We start from the raw sequence: 18,068 nt of genomic DNA, 5'->3' as shown, positions 1-18,068 counted from the left end.
ATGGAAGTTTACGAAATTAATCGCCTTGTAGGCGAGAAGGTATTGCAGTGGGAATGGAGAGAGTCATTAGACAGCTGGGTTTCTAAAATAGGCGAGGGCCACGTTTATGTTGTCGCTGATCATACATTTTCACCTGCTACAAAGGTGCAAGATGCTTGGGTGGTTGTTAATAAGCTCAATGGAATGGGTTTCAGAACACTGATAAAAACTTGCGGAAAGCATACAAAAGGCGTTATTGAAGGAACTGCCCAGGAAGGAGATTGGCTGGTTAATACGATGAATGAAAATTTGGATTTCAAAGTAACATATCCGGTTTATGCGAAATCTGCTCCTTTAGCAATTTGTCTTTCTGCTTTAAAAGCAGTGGGGTGTGAGCTGAGTGCTTGAACTTCAAACTTATGATGCGGAAGCATTTAAGAACGAATTGAAAGAAGCAAGAGTGCTTAAAACTTCCCGATCGGCAGCCATCGATAAACAGTACAAAGACAATTACAGCGGTGCAAAGGAAAGAGCTCATGAAATCAATAACCGGCTTCTTAGGCTGTACTCTGCTAAAACATTCCCAGTCAGGGTCGGAAGTATTGTTATAGATTATAAGATTTTCCAATCAATGATTAAAAAGCTAAAAGGATATGAAACAGAATTAACACTTACAGATTATTCGCTTCGATTGAGGTACTGGAAAACGGGCAACAAGGGAATTCTGGAGCTGCTCGATATCCAATCGTATTTTGAAGGATTCCAACACATCCCGAGAGCGGTGTTGAAGAATGGCCAGGAAGAGTAAAAGGCAATCCAAGTGGGTGTTGCTGTTTCGCAGAGAGGATGGAAAGGCTGTCTACTTCTATGAACCTCTCAAATATTACGAATTGAAAAGCCGTATCAGGAAAGGATGGAAAGTGATCCGATGAAAGAGAAAGCCATTGAAAAACTAAAATCTGAAATGGAAAAGGAGAAATCCTCCTATATCCAAGTAGTGGGCAAGTTTCTTCTGCAGCAAGTGGAAATTATTCCGGATGCAGCGGAGAAGGTTTTAGAAAAAGATAAATCCATTATGAAAAGCTTAACGGCCATGAGAAAGGCAGCTGAAAAACAAAAAGTAGGCAACATGGCAGTCTTATCAGATGATGAAGGATTTGCTGTTGTACTCGAGTACTTTGGCATTAAAAGAAAAGGCATTCCTCAAACACCTGTCCAGGCAGGCCTGGTAGAAGAACGTGCTAAGACATCTGCAGATTTCGATGTTAGCCTAGAGGAATTCTTAAGATGAATTTAGCAGATTGGCAGATTCAGATAGCAGAAAATAACACAAATATAGAAGCTCACTTTCCTGATCAAGTTAGTGAGAAGTTGATGGAATACGTTATTGATGTTGTGTTTTTGAACAGTCGTTATATTTTCACTCAGCGTAAAGGCAAACTGTATGCCGGTTTTTGTACACACTGTAAACAGGATTTCCGGACAGAACGGTTAAAGCATAAAAGCTTTACAGTTTGTCCTCGCTGTCAGTCGAAATGTCAGGTCAGGTCCAGCGGTATGAGCAGAAAGTTTATGCAAGATGATGCGTATTTTGTTTTCTATGAAAAATCTTTAATCGATCCAAAAGCAATGATTGCAAGAGGGTTCTATGCGAAGCGAGATTATTCCGGTGACTTCAGAAAGGTGAAAACTCAACTAAATCTTGAAGCATTATATTTATTCGAGCCTGGCAAAGGGCATTTCTACTACCGTCCATACTATTTTTCTCGTTTTGAGGAAAAGAGATCCGTTTATTCCTTAAGTAGCACGGGTTATCAGAATATCCGTAGTTTTTGTTCTAAGGAAAGCATCGAAGCAGCTGTGAAAGATACTTTATTTCAATACAGCACTTGGGAAATGTTCTACTATTCAGGCGGCGATATGTTGAAATTCTTTGATCTGGTTTCTAGGTACCCTTGCATCGAATATCTCTCAAAGTTGGGCCTGAATAAGTGTGTAGAGGCAAAGCTTTACGGCTGGAAGACATACAACGCCATTAACTGGAGGGGGAAAACAATTGATCAGGTACTTCGTCTTTCTAAACAGAATCTGAAGGAAGTGCTGAGCATTGCCCATATGGTTGACCCTCTAGCTTTGAGGTTGTTTCAAATCGGAAAGAAAGACGGTTCGAATCTGACAATCGAAGAAGCTACTCAAATAGGCGTCCGGTTATACGGCTCACTTGATGAACTGAATACTATCCTGCGATATTCTTCTCTGCGAAGAGCTTGTTCCTATTTGACAAAACAGATAGAAAAAGAAAGAAAAAACAGATCACTTTCTTTCAATCAAATGCTTACGCAGTGGAGAGATTATCTTCACGATTGCATAACATTGGAACTGGATTTATATTCTGACTCTACTGTGTTTCCAAGGAATCTATACAGAGCCCATCAGAACACCATAAAACAGGTAAAGATAAAAGCAAACCAGGAATTAGATAAGCAGATTGCTATACGAGTAAAAGCTCTTTCGGAATTACAATTCGAGCTGGACGGATTATTTCTGCGCCCGGCATTAAGTTCCCAGGAATTAATAGATGAAGGCAAAATGTTAGACCACTGCGTCGGAACGTATGCCGAAAGATATGCAAAGGGCCAGACTAGCCTATTCATCCTTCGGAAAACGTCTGAACCGGATAAGCCTTTTTATACTGTTGAAGTTAAGGAGAACAGAATAAATCAGGCATACGGATTCAAAAATTGTTTACCTACCAAAGATGTCCAGGCTTTTATCGATGCCTTCAGGGCTGAGAAGCTGGCCAAGAAATCCAAAGGAAGGAAAGTGGCAGTATGAATGAATTGATAAGAACGCCTGAGGTCATAGCTACAGAGATAAATAGTATTAAAGGCCAAACGCGCGCTATGGTTCTGCATGCCAGTGCTGAGATTGGCAGGCGCCTGGTGGAAGCCAAGGAAATGGTTTCTCATGGTGAGTGGGGGGACTGGCTTAAGAATAATATCGATTACAGCCAATCTACTGCCAACAACTTGATGCAGCTGTATCGGGAGTACGGCGAGGATCCTTCTAAAATCCCAACGCTTGGGAATTTAAGCTACACAAAAGCTTTAGCATTGCTGGCTGTTCCGGAAGAAGAACGGGAAGAATTTGTCGCTGAAAATGATGTGGAGAATATGTCCGCCCGTGAACTTCAGAAGGTGATCAAGGAAAAACAAAAACTTGAAAAACAGCTGGAAAAGAACGAATTAGCTGCTGAAAGGGAACGGGCTAAACTTGCTAAAAGTATTGAGAAGTTAGAAAAGCAACTGGGGGAAGCCAAAGAGAAAGAGTCGGATGATGAAAAGGTAAAGGAGCTTCAGGATCACCTGTTATCTGCCCAGGAAAAGGTTAAGAAGCTCGAGTCCGAATTAAGAGCCAAGCCGATTGAAGCAAAAGCAGTTGAAGTGCTTCCGGAAGATGTTGAAAAGGAGCTGGCGGAGCTTCGCGAAAAGGTTGCTCAGCAAGGGGATCCTTCTTCACTGAAGTTCAAGCTTCGATTTGAATCACTTGTTTCCGAGTTTCAGAGTTTACTGGCTGTATTAGGCGAGATTTCCGATTCAGAAGAACAGCAGAAATATAAAGGGGCTGTAAAAGGGTTAATCGGAAAGATGGAGGAGAGGCTTTAATGGATCCTTTTGAACGCACCCTTATTAAGTATATCGAGTCGGTTGAACGTAAGCGGCTCAATCCTGAATTAGATGCCTCGCAGTTGAAGGAATTGATCGATGTTTCTCTGGCCACCGGTGACAAGGAATGGTTTATGGATCTGACTTCCCGTTTGAGTGAGGTGCAAAATGCATGAAGGAGAACATGAATTTTGAGGAAGTCATCCACAAACCGGTTCACTATCACCAGGGAGGTATTGATGTAATCGGATTTTCTGAAAGGCAGTTCAGTAAATCCGAATTAAAAGGGTTCTTCCGTATAAATGTACTTAAATACGTTACCCGATATGACAGAAAAAATAAACTTGAAGATTTGAAGAAAGCAAATTTCTATCTGAATAAGCTTATTGAATTGGAGAGCGGCGATGGACAGAAAGGCGATTAGGCGAAGAATTACCCAGCTGCTTGATTCTTGCGAAGGATGTTCAAACAATTCCTCTAAAAACAGGCCTTTTTCGAAAATAGAAAGCGCGTGCGGCGGATGTAACGTTTTCCAAGAGTTGACTCAATTACGTTCAGCTATTGATCGTCCTGCAGAAGAAAAATTTAAACCGTTATTGATGAAGGGTCAAGATATGTCAAAGACAGATTTAATGATCCTTCTTGAAAATAACGTGGACAGGAATTCAATACGAAATTCCTTAAAGATGTCTCAGAAAGCATTTAATACCCTGCTAAGGGATTACGGGTTATTGAACACTTATACAAAGGTGAAGGAGGAAAGCGAAGTGAGCAAGCTAAATCTTTCAGTCGAAGAATTTGTCCAGCTAAATTACGTTGAAAAAAAGTCGTATGATGAGATATCGAAGCTTAAGGGCTTTGATCGTAAACAAATCATCAACTGGAAATACAACAATAAAAGCCAGATCAAAGAACTTCTTGATCAAAAAGGCCTTTCAGAGAAGGACGCGAAAAAAGGTAGGGGCAACTCAGTTAAGAAAGATGGGGTCCTTAAGGTAGAAACTTTAAAAACCAATTTGGTTGAAGGCTTATGGAAAGAAAAGTATGAAAGCTTAGAGTCTGAGTATAAAGCATTATCTGCCCGTGCCATTGTACTTGAAGGTAATTTTAACCAGCTTCGGTCAAAACACACTGAATTAGAGGAACTTAATGCAGCATGTAGATCCAACGAAGCAGAACTTGAAAGCTTAAAAGAGGAAAAAGACGGATTCATTAAACAGCAATACCACAACAGCTACCTGATTGAAAACCAGAAGAAAAGAATCACTGATCTTATCCTCGATAACAAAAAACTTACTCAGGAAAACGATGCCTTGAAAAGCTTGGTGAAATTATGGATTTAAAAGAAAAAGTTATTGCTGAGGTGATTTTGGAACGATTTCGTCAGGACAAGAAATTCGGCAAACAGCGCCATGATTATGGTGATTGGCTCAAGATCCTCATAGAAGAAGTAGGAGAGGTTGCTCAGGCAATGCAAAAGGAAAAGGGCTGGGGAAAAGAATCGGATGCATCAGATCTTTTTGCAGAATTAATTCAAGTTGCGGCTGTAGCGGTGGAAATTGCAGAGCAAGTTTTGGAAGAAAGGATGGCTGAGAGTGGAAGGTCAACTAACTGAAATTAAAAACAATATCAAACGTGGAAGATTGCGTTTGCGGGATATCGAGTGGCTGGTTAAAACAGTTGAACAGCAGGAAAAAGAACTTGAGCAACTCCGTACGGTGGATCAGGCATACCAGGCTATGAAGAAGGCGCTGTAATGAAGTGCCCGATCTGTCAAAGTGGCAGCAAGGTAAAAGATGTCCGGGAAAAGAGAAGGGAAAGCAAAACAAGGAAGAGGGTCTGTGAGAACGGACACTCCTTCCTCTCATATGAGGTGTCAGAGGAGAGGCTGGCTGAATTGCTGGACTACGAAAAGGCCTTTAACAAGATACAAGAAGTTATGGAAAAATACGATCAATGAGGAGTTTTACATGAGACCGAGTGTCTTTAAAGGAAATTTGGATGATCTCCCGTCGAAAAGAAAAAGACGAATTTGCAAGTGTGCAGATCGCTGCTCTGCTTTCATCTCGATTGTTGGTCAGGAGGATTTTATTATGTGCGAAGCAGAGGCAAGAGAACACGCTTTTCAAATCCTTCGTACTCTTGGGATTTTCTCTGATATTTACACCAAGCCGACACCATTTTGGACGACAAAGGATGAGCAATTCATCATTAACTATATTGCCAAACACGGGGTCCACAATGGAGCTTATCGGATAATTGCCGAGCATTTGGGTCGGAGCCGCGATGCAATCAAAAATAAGGTATTGAGGATGCGGAAAGAGGGAAAGCCGGTTTAGTGTCGATTCAAAAAAGTAAGGAGGGAGCTACGTGAGGGACTATCTAAATGCAAATGAGCGAAATCAATTTATGGTTCTTCAATCCATTGTCCAGATGATAGACGGGCTTAGGAATAGTGGGGCGAACGGTCCGAAAATATCAAGCATGCTGGAAGATTGGACAGCAAGGGGAAACATGTCAAAGGATGAGCACCGTAGCTTGAAAACGGCTGAAACTTATTTAAGAAAATATCTGACATCCGTTTACGAGCGATTGGGGTCTAAGGAACAGGATGTTATTAAGAAGAAAATTACAAATTATGACTTCAAGCTTGTGGACGACTTTACGCTTAAGCAAGTTCAAAGGGATATTGCTGATCGTTTTGTTAATGCAGCTGTGCCAAGAGAACAGTTCAATAATTGGTGCGAAGAAATCATGCACGTGAAATGTAATGGGTGTACTGCAGACTGGAAAACGTGCAATTTGCATCAGATTTTTGAAGATAACTTTATCCCGGAAAGCGGGTTTGATTGCAAAAACTGCAAATTTGCATACAGGTCAAAATGAAGCGCCTTTGACATACTTTGGGTGAAGGAGTGAAAAGTTGATAACTCTTGATGATTTGGAAATCATTAAATCAGCACTTGAATGCGATATTATCAGGCAAAAACAAAACGAGAAGGCTGATCATCCAGCATTTAAGAAGTGGTTAGCTGATACTGAAAAGCTGCACAAGAAGGTTTCAAATGAAATTATCACAAGGAAAGCAAAAATAAAAATACTCGAAAAAATGAAGTTTTAGGTTTGCGGTTCGATTACGATCTGCAGAAACAAAAATGCGAAGAGGTGAACCGGGTGGAAAGAAATGAAGATGGCTCATTCAACATTTATACTTGCCCTGCTTGCGGGGAAGATTACTATGTTTTCGATAAAATGATGGATTGCTGGAAATCAGATGCTAAGGAAACAAAATAAGCATTGTGTTGCGAGCAAGGAGCGTAATCAAAATGGGTTTTAAAAGGTGGAGTGCGCCCTTGCTCGTGCAGATAGTATGTCCAGGATAAATTGCTTTATACATTTTTGACTCAAAATGCGACATTAAGAAAGGAAGATGAAAATGGAAGAAACAAAAATTCTTAAACCTTGCCCGTTTTGTGGAGGTAACGCAAGTATTTCTGTTAGTGATGACGAAGGAAACCAACGTAATAAAGAATACGAAAACGACCCGTGGTCAGGGCTTTCATTCAAGATACAACATGGTCACGAAAGTAATAAAGGTTGTCCGATTGCGAATTTTGAAGAAGATGGTGGCAACGTGGGTGTTTACCTTTACGATAGCCGAGAAGAAGCAATTGAAGCATGGAATACACGTTTGTAATTAGTGATGAAGGAGTGAAATCGTGAATTCAAACAGAGGAATAGAAGTGTATAAATCATATTGTAACGGATGTAATAAACCTTTTTATGAATTGATGGATTATGAATTAGAAGAATGTCCTCGTTGTGGTTCAAAAGACATTATAGACGAAAGTATTTTAACCAAACAAATAGAAGTGTCTTTCGATACGGGAGAAATCATTGTAAAAGATTGATGAACAGTTCGAACAAAGAGGGCATCACTAATGCCCAAGTAAATTATTTAAAAAGTTCATAGAATCCTAGATTCATTGGTTCGTACCAAATGTACGCTCCGATTAATAGAGCTGGTCCAATGAGGTAATTATAAATCTCTTTAGGTAACCACCTAAATAATCGGGAATAAACAAAGCCGGCAATAGTAATGCAAATAAAAAGCAAAATTAACGGGCCTATAAACTGCATTGTATTTAGTTCTACACCTTCGAAAATACTCATATTTTCCACCTCTGTAATTTTAGAACTATTTTACTGTAAATTTACAATGTTTTCTATAAGCCTCAAAACAAAAAAAAGTACTTTCGCAGAAGGAGGAGTGAAAAATGAATGCTGGAGAACAATTGATGTCCGATGTAGCTGCATACATTTCTGAATTGGTGCCGGTGAACATCGAGCAGGTAAAGAATAAGTTATCCATGATCCTTACCAGGTATCACGTTAAGAAGGTTGAAAAAACAGAAATTCATCCGGACTTAACGGACAAGATTCAGCTCTTCCTTTCTGCGAAAAAACTTGAAGGGCTGAGCAAGGTTACATTGGACAGCTATTTACTAGAACTAAATACATTCTCCAAAAAGGTGAAGAAGCGTGTGGAGGATATCACTACTGCAGAAATACGTGTTTTCCTCGGATCCTTTGAACATCTGAAGTTAAGCTCTGTATCCAGGAAACTATCAGTCTTAAAAAGCTTTTTCGGCTGGTTAACGGCAGAAGAGTTTCTGCAGCGTGATCCAACAACAAAGATTAAGCCGCCTAAGAAGGAGAAAAGGCTCCCGAAAGCACTGACAATTGAAGAGCTGGAATTGCTGAGAGAGTCTTGCAGGACCACCAGGCAAAGAGCTTTTTTAGAAATATTGTACGCGACAGGATGCCGGCTTTCAGAGGTGCATGCTTTAAATCAATCCGATATTAATTATCGCACGGCAAGCTGCCGAGTGATCGGAAAAGGAAACAAGGAACGGGAAGTATATTTCAGTCCGAAAGCTATGTATCATCTTCGGAAATATTTGATGGGCCGTGCAGATGATGAAGATGCTTTGATGGTTACTGAAAGGAAGCCATATCGCAGGCTTTCGAAAAGAGGGATTCAGCGGGAAATCGGCATCATTGCAAAACAAGCAGGGCTGGAAAAGAAAATTAGCCCTCATACGATGCGTCATACTTTCGCAACACTGACGCTGAACAATGGTGCGGACATTGCTGCTGTACAAGCCCTGCTTGGGCATGAGGATCCTTCCACGACGCAAATTTACGCGCAGTTAACGGAAGAGAAAAAGCGCGAGACTCATAAAAAGTATTTAGTTATGTAAAAGAGGGAGAGATTGCAATGGGTACAGCATTATCACAAAAAGAACGGCTGGCTTTCCTATTAAGCTATCACCATAACTTAACTCTGCAGCTAAAGGCGGAGATTACAACCAGCAGCCGCATTAAGCTTGAGAGTTCGTTAGGGGCTCTGGAAGAAGAAATAGAAGCGATATTATTTGCTAAGCCAGTTTAAGAGAGAGGTAGTTTTTATGGGAGTTAAAGCTCTACAGCAATTAGGTGCTCTTCCTGGAATGCTGGAAGTAAAAAAGCAAGTCGAGCAGATCATTCAGTTTCACCGGGTGTCCAAGCTCAGAGCACAAAAAGGTTTAAAAACACAGAAGCAATCTCTTCATATGGTTTTTACCGGCAGTCCCGGCACAGGGAAAACGACTGCGGCCCGATTGGTGGGAGAAGCATTTGCCATGATGGGCATATTGAAATCACCGCAAAAGGGAAACGGTAAAATTCCTTTTATCGAGATCCATCATGCGGATGTAACCAGTAAGTTTGTGGGGGATGCTGAAAAGGCCATCAAAAAGAAGTTTAACGAGGCAAGGGGTGGAGTCGTATTCATTGATGAAGCGTATGCCTTTATCGATGGTGGCTCAAATCACAAATCGGATGATAAAGTCGTGGCCGCCATCGTCCAGCTGATGGAAGACCTAAGAGAAGAAGTAATGGTCATTGCAGCTGGGTACTCAGCAGAGATGGGGAAATTCTTAGATTCAAATCCGGGGCTTCGATCCCGTTTTTCAAACACGGTTCATTTTCCTGATTACTCTGTGCCTGATATGATCCGCATTGCACAGACGATGCTTTCAGATCGTGATTATCGGCCAGACCATGATTTTTTAGATCTTTTGGCCAAGAAGCTTTGGTCAGAGAAGGAAAAGACCGGATTCGGCAACGCCAGAACCGTACGCAACATTCTGGAGCAGTCAATTCGGATGCAGTCCTTGCGAGTTTCTCAGATTCCCTCTCCTACTCGAGAGGACTTAAGCTTCTTAACTAAAGTGGATATTCAAATACCTGAACAAGAAATTCTTTCAGAAAAGGAAATATTGCAGAAGGCAATGCAGCAGATTCAAGGCAGGCTGTTCGAGTTAGAGTTGAAAGAGCTTACTGCAGGTAAATTGTAAGTCGGAGGAATGTGCCATGCAAAACGACAGAAAAATAATTATATCTGCAGCAGGAAGCCGGAAGGCTACTCAGTGGCCCGCCCAAACGCTGTATTGGTCCGAATTGGTGGAGCGCTTACGCACGGCGGTGCGTGGCACAGAAACCTTAGAACAATACCTGAAGCTTCCAAAGTCCCAGCAGGATGAATTAAAGGATGTGGGCGGATTTGTTGCTGGTACCTTACGAAATAACCGGCGAAAAGCTTCAAATGTAATCGGGAGAGATGTCATTACGCTGGATCTGGATAATATCCCGGCAGGGCAGACAGCGGATACGCTGCGCAGATTGGAAGGATTGGGTTGTGCTTATGCGGTTTACTCCACCAGAAAGCATGAGGAGAGCAAGCCGCGTTTACGTGTACTGGCGCCTCTCAGTAGAACAGCAACAGCTGATGAATATGAACCCTTAGCAAGGAAGCTGGCATCCATTATTGGCATGTCCTTGGCGGATCCAACTACTTTTGAAGCATCAAGGCTGATGTATTGGCCAAGCTGTTCCGCGGATAGCCGGTACGTTTTCCAGGCGGCTGATAAGCCGTTTCTTGATACAGAAGGGCTTTTATCAACATATGGTGATTGGCGTAACATTTCAGAGTGGCCAGAAGTACCAGGTGCAAGCCAGACTCATGTGCGGATGGCTGCCAAGCAGGGAAACCCTACTGAAAAACGCGGGGTAGTCGGGGCTTTCTGCCGGCAGTACGATATTCATTCTGCGATCGAGACGTTTCTCCCAGGTATCTACAATATGACAGATGACGGATCCGGAAGATATACCTTTATCGGCGGTTCTACAGTCGGCGGTGCGGTTGTTTATGATGATGGTTCATTCTTATACTCCCATCATGCTACGGATCCGTGCAGTGGAAGATTAGTGAACGCATTCGATTTAGTCCGGCTACATAAATACGGGGAGCTGGATGAAGAAGCTAAGTCAGATACACCTGTGAATAAATTGCCCTCGTTCACCGAGATGGCTTCATTTGCCCTGAATGATGCAGGTGTGGCAGCTATCTTAAATCAGGAGCGCTATGAGCAGGCTGTGCAGGATTTCGGTGAACCAGCTGAAGCACCGGCAAGCCCGGAGGACTTTAACTGGATCAGCAAATTGAAGATTAGTGCGACAACCGGACAGCCTCTTAAATCGATAGAAAATACTTTGGTTGCCTTTCAAGGGGATCCGAACTTAAAAGGGAAAATCCGAATGGACTCCTTTGCCGATTCAATCCTTGGATACGCTCCGTTTCCTTGGGCGCCTAGAGAGAATGAAGAAGGTCCCTTTCTTTGGACGGATACGGACGATGCTGGATTAAGGAGTTATCTGGAGAAGATATTAGGATTTCGGGTGAAAGATATCATCAATGATGCCTTGGTGCTTTGTGCGGCAAAAAATAAATTCAATCCGGTTGCTGACTACCTGAACAATTTGAAATGGGATGGTGTCCGCAGGCTGGATTCCCTCTTTATCGATTACTTAGGAGCATCTGATACCCCTTATACAAGGGCAGTCACACGTAAGTCTTTCACTGCTGCTGTGACCAGGGCGATGAGCCCGGGATGTAAATATGACACGATGCCGGTCTTAACAGGCGCCCAGGGAATGGGGAAAACAACGCTTATTCAGAAGATGGGGAAAGCCTGGTTTTCCAATAGCATTGAATCGTTTGAAGGAAAAGAAGCAGCAGAGCTTTTGCAGGGAGTGTGGATTGTAGAAGTCGGAGAAATGAGCGCCTATAACAAGAGTGATGTGCAGACCATAAAAGGATTTTTAAGCCGGACAGAAGATCAGTACCGGGCAGCTTATGCACGGAAAACAGAGAAGCATCCTAGAAAATGTGTGTTCTTCGGAACATCCAATAGAAGTGATTACTTAAGGGATCCAACAGGTGGAAGACGGTTTTGGCCAGTTGATGTTGGTGTTCAGCAGCCTGTAAAAAGCGTATTCACCCACTTAGATGATGAAGTGGATCAGCTGTGGGCTGAGGCCGTGATGAATTGGCGGCTGGGCGAGGTCCTGTTTCTCACTGGGGAACTTGCAGAAGAGGCAAAACGTCAGCAGGAGAGTCATGCAGAGCAGGATCCACGTGAAAGTCTTATTAGAGATTTTATTGACCGGAAGGTGCCAGTTGATTGGCAGAAGAAGGACATCGGAACACGTAAGCTTTATTGGTCTGGAGAATTCGGAAGAAATGAAACGGATGTGGAAGATCGTGATCGTATATGCGCAGCGGAGATCTGGGTGGAGTGCTTAGGAGGAGATATCCGTTTTATGAGGCGGGCAGATACTATGGCCATAAACGATATTCTGGAACAAATTGAGGGCTGGAAAAAACAGAAAAGACCTTATAGGTACGGCCCATACGGTTTGGTTAAAGGCGGGTATTTAAAAGAAATTCAAGCTTAAAATCCTGTATACCTTCTCCTTGAATTTTGTATACTTTGTCCCTGATTTCTGTATACTTTGTATACTTTCATAAATTATGGAAATGTATACCTTGTATACTTTAAAAAATGAGAAAGTATACACCAAAGTATACGGCTAAATCCTTGATATATCTATCTTTATACTACTTTGTATACCTTGTATACCTTAAATATATAAGAATATAAAAATAGGTAGATTAAAGAGTATAGGTTTTTGCCTGATACGCCTAAACCGCCTAATTTTTATCCTATACGTGTATGTGCACGAGAAAGTAACCAGTGAGTTTTTTGGAGGAATGAAAATGCGAGAAAGAGACATTGAAAATTATCTGCGTCAGCAAGTGAAAAAACTTAAAGGCATCGCCTATAAATTTGAATCGCCCGGTAATGCGGGAGTCCCAGATAGGATTGTCCTTCTTCCGGGAGGCAGAATGCAATTCATCGAGTTGAAAGCACCAGGTAAAAAGCCGACACCTTTACAGCTTTCACAGCATCGAAAAATAAATAAAGTGGGATTCAGTGTTTTAGTGATTGACAGCAAAGAAGGCGTTGATGAATTCATCACATCTCTGGCAGGTGAATAGAAATGACCAAGTTTATTCCACACAGCTATCAGCGATACTGCATTAACCGTGTTCTTTCCACCCCGGCATTAGGACTCTTGCTTGATATGGGTCTTGGGAAGACAGTCATCACGTTAACCGCGGTAATGGATTTAAAATATAACCGATTTGCGATAAACAAAGTTTTAGTAATAGCACCTAAGAAAGTAGCAGAAAGTACATGGGCAAGAGAAGCTGAAAAATGGGATCACCTTCAGCTGCTGAGAATATCCACCGTCATTGGATCAGCAGCGAAAAGGATCCGAGCCTTAAACTCACCTGCTGATATATACGTGATCAATCGTGAAAATATTCCTTGGCTAGTGGACTATTACAGAAATGCCTGGCCGTTTGACATGGTGATTGTAGATGAGTTTTCATCTTTCAAAAACCACAAAGCGAAAAGATTTAAAGCTTTAAGCTGGGTACGCCCACATATTAAACGGATTATCGGCCTAACCGGAACACCAGCACCAAACGGTCTCCTTGATCTATGGGCACAGGTTTTTCTGCTGGACGGAGGCGAAAGACTCGGAAAGAATATTACCGGATTCAGAGAAAGATATTTCGAACCAGATCAGAGAAACCGTGACCGTGTTTTCACCTATGCACCAAAAGCAGGCGGAGAAGAAGCCATCGAGAATCTGATTGGCGATATATGCGTCAGCATGAAGGCGGAAGATTATCTTGAGCTTCCAGATATCATGCACAACACAATCCCCGTGGTTTTAGACAGCAAAGCAGAGAAGGCCTATAAGAAGCTGGAGACGGAGATGCTTTTACAGGTCGATGAATCAACCATAGATGCAGGATCAGCAGCAGTCCTGACGAATAAACTTTTACAGCTTTGCAATGGAGCCGTTTATGACGAGGAAAGAAACATCGTCAATATTCACGACTGCAAGCTTGAAGCCTTCATGGAATTAGTCGAAGGATTAAACGGAAAGCCAGCGCTGGTCTTTTACAACTTCCAGCACGACAAGGAACGAATCAAGAAGGCATTGGCCAAAACCTCCTTGCGAGTTAGAGAGCTGAAGACACCACAGGACGAGACAGACTGGAACAATCGGGAGATTGATATATTACTAGCACACCCTGCTTCCGCAGCATACGGGCTAAACCTTCAACGAGGAGGCAATCATGTGATCTGGTTCGGGCTGAATTGGAGCCTGGAGCTTTACCAGCAGGCCAATAAGCGATTGCACCGACAAGGCCAAACGGAAAAGGTAATCATTCACCACCTAACGGTTGAAGGCGGAGTGGATGAGGATGTTGTAGCGGCTTTGGAGAGTAAAACCAGTACACAGGATCAGCTGATGTTTGCTTTGAAAGCCAGAATTGAAAGAGCTAAAAATGAATAGCCAAATTCCCAAGCGTTGGGATTTTAAAGAGGGTGAAGGAAATGGCGTTGACCGAAAAACAGCTTGAAATCATAACGAGAGTAGTCGTTGACTGCCTGGAGAATGAAAAGAAAAAGCAGGAAAAGCAGAGATATGACAGGCGTTTGAGAAATGTAAAATTGCTGTTAAAGAATTACCGTTCTTTCTCGGAGCACACGTTTGATATTCAGCTTGAAATAAACGAGCTTGACAGGAAATTGAATTTAGATGAGCTGGATACGGATGAATTTGCGATTGAATCCATCAAGAGAAGCAAAGAGAGAACTCTTGCAATGGTCAGGTTTATTAATAAAATGCTTAACGTTTATAAGCTTATGAGCAATCAATCCCAGAACCCAGAACACAAAAGACAATGTGAAACCATCTTCGATTTGTACATCTCAGACACCAAAAAGACAGTAAAAGAAATTGCGACATGTCAAAAAGTGGACCCGAGAACGGTTTACAGAGATATCGATAAAGCATGTGAAACCTTGTCCACCTTGATTTTCGGAGTAGACAGCATTAAATTCTACTAAGTAATTTAAATGTCAAAAACATGTCCTATCCAAGCCAATCCAAAGATGCTATCATGATAGTATGAGAAAATTATAAATATGCCTAAAAAGCGCCTGTCTATTTTTATTTTAGATTGGCGCTTTTTCTATGCCTTAAATGAGGTGGACTTATGAAGTTGGCCGATCATTTGTCGAAAAAAGAAATTCAGCAATTTAATCAGCTTAGAAAAGGCAGAAGAAACCGAGAGAATAAAGCCATTCCCAAAACTAAACCAAAACGGCAGGAGAAACTAAGCCAAAGAGATTGGGAAGAGATCATGGGAACGGGCAGGGATATTTATAAAAGAGTGAATGGAGCTGTCAGGAGACGATGATCCCAAATAAAGTAACAGTGGCAGGGATTGACTATGCAGTAATTCAAGTTGATGAAATTGATAATAACCCATTACAAATGGGACAAATCCTTTATCAAAAATCACTCATACAAATAAAGCATGGAATGTCAGAAAATAAAAAAGAGCAAACATTGGTGCATGAATTGCTGCATGCTTGCTTTAACGAATCAGGGTTTGAAGAACAGGATGAGGATATGATCAATCGTGTTTCGATTGTCCTTTATCAGGTCCTTAAAGATAATAAGCTGTATTTCGGAAACACCGAAACCAGCTGAGGAAATTCTTAAACGGCATTTAAACGTTTGGGGGTAGGTGCATATGTAGTGGCAAGAAAAAGAGATCCTAAAAGAGATCAGGCCTTTGACATTTGGAAGCAGCATAACGGCAACATCACAAATCGATCAATTGCCGAGCAATTAGAGGTTGATGAGAAGAAAATTGCCGTATGGAAACAAAGAGACAAGTGGAATGTTGTACAACAAAACAGCGATAATGTTGTACAACAGAATAAGAAAAGTACACGAAATAGTAAAAAGCCAAAACGAAGAAGTGGAAATCCTAATCCGAAGAATCAGTTTTCAGAACGGAACACTGCAGCATTGAAGCACGGGCTGTTCTCACGTTACATGCCCAAGGACACTTTGACGATTATGGAGATGATTGCCGGCTCCAATCCATCTGATTTGATTTGGATGCAGATTGAGATTCAGTTTGCTGCTATTATTCGTGCCCAGGAGATCATGTTCGTTGAATCCAAAGATGAATTGATCAAAGAGCTGAAAAAGCGAAAAGATACTGAGTGGGGAAAAGAAATAGAATACGAGTTTCAATTTGCCTGGGATCGTCAAGCAACTTTCATGAATGCTCAATCAAAAGCAATTGCGGAACTGAGAGGATCCATTAAGCAATTTTTAGAGCTTGCAGACAGCGCTGATGAAAGACGATTGAAACTGGAGCAGATGCAGCTTAGCATCGATAAAACAAAAGCAGAAATCGATAAGCTTCAAGGTGATAAGGGTGCGGCAGAAGATTGGGTAACTGCGCTTAAAGAAGTTGCTGAAAAACGCAAGCAGGTGAATGTGAATGAGTAATCACCCTTACAATGTTTTAGTCGATCTAATCGATGTGTATTGGGATGATCCCGTGGCATTCGCTGAAGATGTGCTTCAGTTTTCGCCTGATAAATGGCAGCAGGATGTATTGAGAGACCTGGCAAACAATCGATTTGTTTCTGTGCGTTCAGGCCAGGGAGTAGGGAAGACAGGTTTGGAAGCAGTAACCGTCATATGGTATTTATGCTGCCGGCCAAATCCTAAAGTCATATGTACAGCTCCCACTCGTCAGCAGCTGAATGATGTTTTGTGGGCAGAAATCGCGAAATGGCTAGAGTCTTCTATGGTGAAGAACTTTCTTAAGTGGACCAAGACAAAGGTTTACATGATCGGAAGTGAAGAGCGCTGGTTTGCTACAGCCAGAACAGCCACTAAACCTGAGAACATGCAGGGTTTCCATGAAGACTATATGCTTTTTGTCGTGGATGAAGCTTCAGGGGTTGCAGACAACATCATGGAAGCCATCCTGGGAACACTCTCAGGCGCTGAAAACAAACTGCTGATGTGCGGTAACCCGACTCGAACGAGTGGGGTTTTTTATGATTCTCACCATAAAGACCGGGCAGATTATAAATCGCACAAGGTTAGCAGCTGGGATAGCCAGCGAGCAAGCAAAGAGAACATCGAGCGCCTTATAAGGAAGTACGGTAAGGACAGTGATGTTGTCAGAGTAAGGGTGTATGGGGAATTTCCAAAAAGTGAACCCGATGTGTTCATCCCACTTGAAATGGCAGAGATGGCCACTGAAAAAGAGATTGAGCCGATTGGCCATGAACTTCACATTGGGGTTGACGTTGCCAGGTATGGTGACGATGAAACTGTCATTGCACCAAGGATAGCAGGAAAAGTATTCAACCTTCAGTGCTACAACAAAAAGGGAACCACTGAAACAACTGGGAATATCATTGCAACCGCCCGTGAATTCCATTCTCTTTTTCCCTTCATCAATCACGTTCTAATTAAGATTGATGATGATGGAGTAGGAGGAGGAGTTACCGATCAGCTGAATGAGATTATCATGCAGGAGAATTTCCCATTCACCATTCAGGTCCTTCCAGTTGGGAACGGACGAACAGCTCACGACAATGAACATTATGATAATAGAGGGACAGAAATTTGGGCAGCTATTCGAGACCGGTTGAAAGAGAATCTTACTGAATATCTCCAGGATAATCCAGCAACCGTTCAGCTACCAAAAGATGATCGGCTTATTTCTCAGCTGACAACTAGAAAGTACAAGATGACCAGCAAGGGCAGGATCAAGCTGGAGCGAAAAGAGGATATGAAGAAGCGCGGACTGGATTCTCCTGACCGAGCAGATGCTGTTGCTTTAGCGTTTGCAACTGAGAAGGACATGCAGTGGTCAAACGAACGTCCTGCAGGCTGGTAAAGTGTATACGATATGCATTCTTAGTTGACATAATGATAGTTTCAGGAAGTTAAATTGATCAAAAACCTTTATATATCAACACTCAAAAATAATCGAATATGCAGTATTTTATACATCGTTGATTTGACGGTGTTTTTAATTTGTCTTCTTCTTAAATTTCCCAAGAT

The 18,068-nt window shown here is 42.0% G+C and carries 27 protein-coding genes; all 27 read left to right on the top strand.

The features are described 5' to 3' along the window. The 27 genes from ACEQ1T_RS05640 (at window position 1) to ACEQ1T_RS05510 (ending at window position 17,901) form a co-directional block, all read left to right on the top strand. Window positions 1-387, top strand: a complete 387-nt coding sequence (locus tag ACEQ1T_RS05640; RefSeq protein ID WP_370222038.1) for a hypothetical protein — start codon at window positions 1-3, stop codon at window positions 385-387. Continuing rightward, on the top strand, window positions 380-787 hold the full coding sequence (locus tag ACEQ1T_RS05635; protein ID WP_370222037.1) for a hypothetical protein: 408 nt from the start codon (window positions 380-382) through the stop codon (window positions 785-787). Before ACEQ1T_RS05640 ends, ACEQ1T_RS05635 begins: the two co-directional genes overlap by 8 nt. A 120-nt stretch (window positions 788-907) precedes the next feature. After that, window positions 908-1,270 (top strand): hypothetical protein, encoded by a 363-nt coding sequence (locus tag ACEQ1T_RS05630; protein ID WP_370222036.1) that lies wholly within the window; start codon window positions 908-910, stop codon window positions 1,268-1,270. Further along, window positions 1,267-2,814 (top strand): PcfJ domain-containing protein, encoded by a 1,548-nt coding sequence (locus ACEQ1T_RS05625; RefSeq protein WP_370222035.1) that lies wholly within the window; start codon window positions 1,267-1,269, stop codon window positions 2,812-2,814. The genes ACEQ1T_RS05630 and ACEQ1T_RS05625 overlap by 4 nt, the downstream gene beginning before the upstream one ends. Next, window positions 2,811-3,644 carry a DUF3102 domain-containing protein gene (locus tag ACEQ1T_RS05620; RefSeq protein ID WP_370222034.1) on the top strand — a complete coding sequence of 278 codons (834 nt, stop codon included), beginning with the start codon at window positions 2,811-2,813 and terminating at the stop codon, window positions 3,642-3,644. The genes ACEQ1T_RS05625 and ACEQ1T_RS05620 overlap by 4 nt, the downstream gene beginning before the upstream one ends. Then, window positions 3,644-3,820: an IDEAL domain-containing protein gene (locus ACEQ1T_RS05615; protein WP_370222033.1), complete on the top strand. Its 177-nt coding sequence runs from the start codon at window positions 3,644-3,646 to the stop codon at window positions 3,818-3,820. Before ACEQ1T_RS05620 ends, ACEQ1T_RS05615 begins: the two co-directional genes overlap by 1 nt. Then, window positions 3,817-4,068: a DUF3310 domain-containing protein gene (locus ACEQ1T_RS05610; RefSeq protein ID WP_370222032.1), complete on the top strand. Its 252-nt coding sequence runs from the start codon at window positions 3,817-3,819 to the stop codon at window positions 4,066-4,068. Before ACEQ1T_RS05615 ends, ACEQ1T_RS05610 begins: the two co-directional genes overlap by 4 nt. Further along, window positions 4,049-4,987, top strand: coding sequence for a hypothetical protein (locus ACEQ1T_RS05605; protein WP_370222030.1), 939 nt, complete (start codon window positions 4,049-4,051; stop codon window positions 4,985-4,987). The genes ACEQ1T_RS05610 and ACEQ1T_RS05605 overlap by 20 nt, the downstream gene beginning before the upstream one ends. Then, complete coding sequence (locus ACEQ1T_RS05600) at window positions 4,978-5,259, top strand: hypothetical protein (protein WP_370222029.1); 282 nt, start codon at window positions 4,978-4,980, stop codon at window positions 5,257-5,259. The genes ACEQ1T_RS05605 and ACEQ1T_RS05600 overlap by 10 nt, the downstream gene beginning before the upstream one ends. Further along, window positions 5,240-5,401 (top strand): hypothetical protein, encoded by a 162-nt coding sequence (locus ACEQ1T_RS05595; RefSeq protein WP_370222028.1) that lies wholly within the window; start codon window positions 5,240-5,242, stop codon window positions 5,399-5,401. Before ACEQ1T_RS05600 ends, ACEQ1T_RS05595 begins: the two co-directional genes overlap by 20 nt. Beyond that, complete coding sequence (locus tag ACEQ1T_RS05590; protein WP_370222027.1) at window positions 5,401-5,604, top strand: hypothetical protein; 204 nt, start codon at window positions 5,401-5,403, stop codon at window positions 5,602-5,604. Before ACEQ1T_RS05595 ends, ACEQ1T_RS05590 begins: the two co-directional genes overlap by 1 nt. Window positions 5,605-5,737: 133 nt before the next feature. After that, complete coding sequence (locus ACEQ1T_RS05585) at window positions 5,738-5,983, top strand: SANT/Myb-like DNA-binding domain-containing protein (RefSeq protein ID WP_370222026.1); 246 nt, start codon at window positions 5,738-5,740, stop codon at window positions 5,981-5,983. 31 nt (window positions 5,984-6,014) lie between these two features. Further along, window positions 6,015-6,530, top strand: coding sequence for a DUF5651 domain-containing protein (locus ACEQ1T_RS05580; RefSeq protein ID WP_370222025.1), 516 nt, complete (start codon window positions 6,015-6,017; stop codon window positions 6,528-6,530). A gap of 37 nt (window positions 6,531-6,567) precedes the next feature. Further along, window positions 6,568-6,765, top strand: coding sequence for a hypothetical protein (locus ACEQ1T_RS05575; protein WP_370222024.1), 198 nt, complete (start codon window positions 6,568-6,570; stop codon window positions 6,763-6,765). 315 nt (window positions 6,766-7,080) lie between these two features. After that, window positions 7,081-7,341: a hypothetical protein gene (locus ACEQ1T_RS05570; protein WP_370222023.1), complete on the top strand. Its 261-nt coding sequence runs from the start codon at window positions 7,081-7,083 to the stop codon at window positions 7,339-7,341. 22 nt (window positions 7,342-7,363) lie between these two features. Then, entirely contained in the window at window positions 7,364-7,555 is a 192-nt protein-coding gene (locus ACEQ1T_RS05565; protein ID WP_370222022.1) for a hypothetical protein, read from the top strand. A 366-nt stretch (window positions 7,556-7,921) separates the two neighbouring features. After that, window positions 7,922-8,908 carry a site-specific tyrosine recombinase/integron integrase gene (xerA, locus tag ACEQ1T_RS05560; protein WP_370222021.1) on the top strand — a complete coding sequence of 329 codons (987 nt, stop codon included), beginning with the start codon at window positions 7,922-7,924 and terminating at the stop codon, window positions 8,906-8,908. A gap of 17 nt (window positions 8,909-8,925) precedes the next feature. After that, window positions 8,926-9,099 (top strand): hypothetical protein, encoded by a 174-nt coding sequence (locus ACEQ1T_RS05555; RefSeq protein WP_370222020.1) that lies wholly within the window; start codon window positions 8,926-8,928, stop codon window positions 9,097-9,099. Between the two features lie 16 nt (window positions 9,100-9,115). After that, on the top strand, window positions 9,116-10,045 hold the full coding sequence (locus tag ACEQ1T_RS05550; protein ID WP_370222019.1) for an AAA family ATPase: 930 nt from the start codon (window positions 9,116-9,118) through the stop codon (window positions 10,043-10,045). Window positions 10,046-10,061: 16 nt separating this feature from the next. After that, window positions 10,062-12,485, top strand: a complete 2,424-nt coding sequence (locus tag ACEQ1T_RS05545) for a VapE domain-containing protein (protein WP_370222018.1) — start codon at window positions 10,062-10,064, stop codon at window positions 12,483-12,485. 322 nt (window positions 12,486-12,807) lie between these two features. Further along, on the top strand, window positions 12,808-13,089 hold the full coding sequence (locus tag ACEQ1T_RS05540; RefSeq protein WP_370222017.1) for a VRR-NUC domain-containing protein: 282 nt from the start codon (window positions 12,808-12,810) through the stop codon (window positions 13,087-13,089). Window positions 13,090-13,091: 2 nt separating this feature from the next. After that, complete coding sequence (locus tag ACEQ1T_RS05535; RefSeq protein WP_370222016.1) at window positions 13,092-14,468, top strand: SNF2-related protein; 1,377 nt, start codon at window positions 13,092-13,094, stop codon at window positions 14,466-14,468. Between the two features lie 41 nt (window positions 14,469-14,509). Continuing rightward, complete coding sequence (locus ACEQ1T_RS05530; protein ID WP_370222015.1) at window positions 14,510-15,025, top strand: hypothetical protein; 516 nt, start codon at window positions 14,510-14,512, stop codon at window positions 15,023-15,025. Window positions 15,026-15,174: 149 nt separating this feature from the next. After that, complete coding sequence (locus tag ACEQ1T_RS05525) at window positions 15,175-15,378, top strand: hypothetical protein (RefSeq protein ID WP_370222013.1); 204 nt, start codon at window positions 15,175-15,177, stop codon at window positions 15,376-15,378. After that, on the top strand, window positions 15,375-15,674 hold the full coding sequence (locus ACEQ1T_RS05520) for an ImmA/IrrE family metallo-endopeptidase (protein ID WP_370222012.1): 300 nt from the start codon (window positions 15,375-15,377) through the stop codon (window positions 15,672-15,674). Before ACEQ1T_RS05525 ends, ACEQ1T_RS05520 begins: the two co-directional genes overlap by 4 nt. 48 nt (window positions 15,675-15,722) lie before the next feature. Next, window positions 15,723-16,490 (top strand): phage terminase small subunit, encoded by a 768-nt coding sequence (terS, locus tag ACEQ1T_RS05515; RefSeq protein ID WP_370222011.1) that lies wholly within the window; start codon window positions 15,723-15,725, stop codon window positions 16,488-16,490. After that, entirely contained in the window at window positions 16,483-17,901 is a 1,419-nt protein-coding gene (locus ACEQ1T_RS05510; protein WP_370222009.1) for a phage terminase large subunit, read from the top strand. The genes terS and ACEQ1T_RS05510 overlap by 8 nt, the downstream gene beginning before the upstream one ends. The last annotated feature ends 167 nt before the right edge of the window (window positions 17,902-18,068 follow it).

It is taken from the genome of Cytobacillus sp. (genome assembly GCF_964223445.1).
GTDB lineage: Bacteria > Bacillota > Bacilli > Bacillales > Cytobacillaceae > Cytobacillus.
The sequence above is the reverse complement of the archived record's forward strand: the minus strand, read 5'-3'. Positions and strand labels throughout refer to the sequence as shown.

What these genes read in the sequence shown, in the direction of transcription:
- ACEQ1T_RS05535 (WP_370222016.1), top strand. Translation starts at nt 13,092, where the DNA reads ATGACCAAGTTTATTCCACACAGCTATCAGCGATACTGCATTAACCGT.
- ACEQ1T_RS05630 (WP_370222036.1), top strand. Translation starts at nt 908, where the DNA reads ATGAAAGAGAAAGCCATTGAAAAACTAAAATCTGAAATGGAAAAGGAG.
- ACEQ1T_RS05555 (WP_370222020.1), top strand. Translation starts at nt 8,926, where the DNA reads ATGGGTACAGCATTATCACAAAAAGAACGGCTGGCTTTCCTATTAAGC.
- ACEQ1T_RS05520 (WP_370222012.1), top strand. Translation starts at nt 15,375, where the DNA reads ATGATCCCAAATAAAGTAACAGTGGCAGGGATTGACTATGCAGTAATT.
- ACEQ1T_RS05600 (WP_370222029.1), top strand. Translation starts at nt 4,978, where the DNA reads ATGGATTTAAAAGAAAAAGTTATTGCTGAGGTGATTTTGGAACGATTT.
- ACEQ1T_RS05525 (WP_370222013.1), top strand. Translation starts at nt 15,175, where the DNA reads ATGAAGTTGGCCGATCATTTGTCGAAAAAAGAAATTCAGCAATTTAAT.
- ACEQ1T_RS05530 (WP_370222015.1), top strand. Translation starts at nt 14,510, where the DNA reads ATGGCGTTGACCGAAAAACAGCTTGAAATCATAACGAGAGTAGTCGTT.
- ACEQ1T_RS05640 (WP_370222038.1), top strand. Translation starts at nt 1, where the DNA reads ATGGAAGTTTACGAAATTAATCGCCTTGTAGGCGAGAAGGTATTGCAG.
- ACEQ1T_RS05585 (WP_370222026.1), top strand. Translation starts at nt 5,738, where the DNA reads ATGTGCGAAGCAGAGGCAAGAGAACACGCTTTTCAAATCCTTCGTACT.
- ACEQ1T_RS05620 (WP_370222034.1), top strand. Translation starts at nt 2,811, where the DNA reads ATGAATGAATTGATAAGAACGCCTGAGGTCATAGCTACAGAGATAAAT.
- ACEQ1T_RS05590 (WP_370222027.1), top strand. Translation starts at nt 5,401, where the DNA reads ATGAAGTGCCCGATCTGTCAAAGTGGCAGCAAGGTAAAAGATGTCCGG.
- ACEQ1T_RS05545 (WP_370222018.1), top strand. Translation starts at nt 10,062, where the DNA reads ATGCAAAACGACAGAAAAATAATTATATCTGCAGCAGGAAGCCGGAAG.
- ACEQ1T_RS05625 (WP_370222035.1), top strand. Translation starts at nt 1,267, where the DNA reads ATGAATTTAGCAGATTGGCAGATTCAGATAGCAGAAAATAACACAAAT.
- ACEQ1T_RS05550 (WP_370222019.1), top strand. Translation starts at nt 9,116, where the DNA reads ATGGGAGTTAAAGCTCTACAGCAATTAGGTGCTCTTCCTGGAATGCTG.
- ACEQ1T_RS05510 (WP_370222009.1), top strand. Translation starts at nt 16,483, where the DNA reads ATGAGTAATCACCCTTACAATGTTTTAGTCGATCTAATCGATGTGTAT.
- ACEQ1T_RS05540 (WP_370222017.1), top strand. Translation starts at nt 12,808, where the DNA reads ATGCGAGAAAGAGACATTGAAAATTATCTGCGTCAGCAAGTGAAAAAA.
- ACEQ1T_RS05610 (WP_370222032.1), top strand. Translation starts at nt 3,817, where the DNA reads ATGAAGGAGAACATGAATTTTGAGGAAGTCATCCACAAACCGGTTCAC.
- ACEQ1T_RS05615 (WP_370222033.1), top strand. Translation starts at nt 3,644, where the DNA reads ATGGATCCTTTTGAACGCACCCTTATTAAGTATATCGAGTCGGTTGAA.
- xerA (WP_370222021.1), top strand. Translation starts at nt 7,922, where the DNA reads ATGAATGCTGGAGAACAATTGATGTCCGATGTAGCTGCATACATTTCT.
- ACEQ1T_RS05605 (WP_370222030.1), top strand. Translation starts at nt 4,049, where the DNA reads ATGGACAGAAAGGCGATTAGGCGAAGAATTACCCAGCTGCTTGATTCT.
- ACEQ1T_RS05570 (WP_370222023.1), top strand. Translation starts at nt 7,081, where the DNA reads ATGGAAGAAACAAAAATTCTTAAACCTTGCCCGTTTTGTGGAGGTAAC.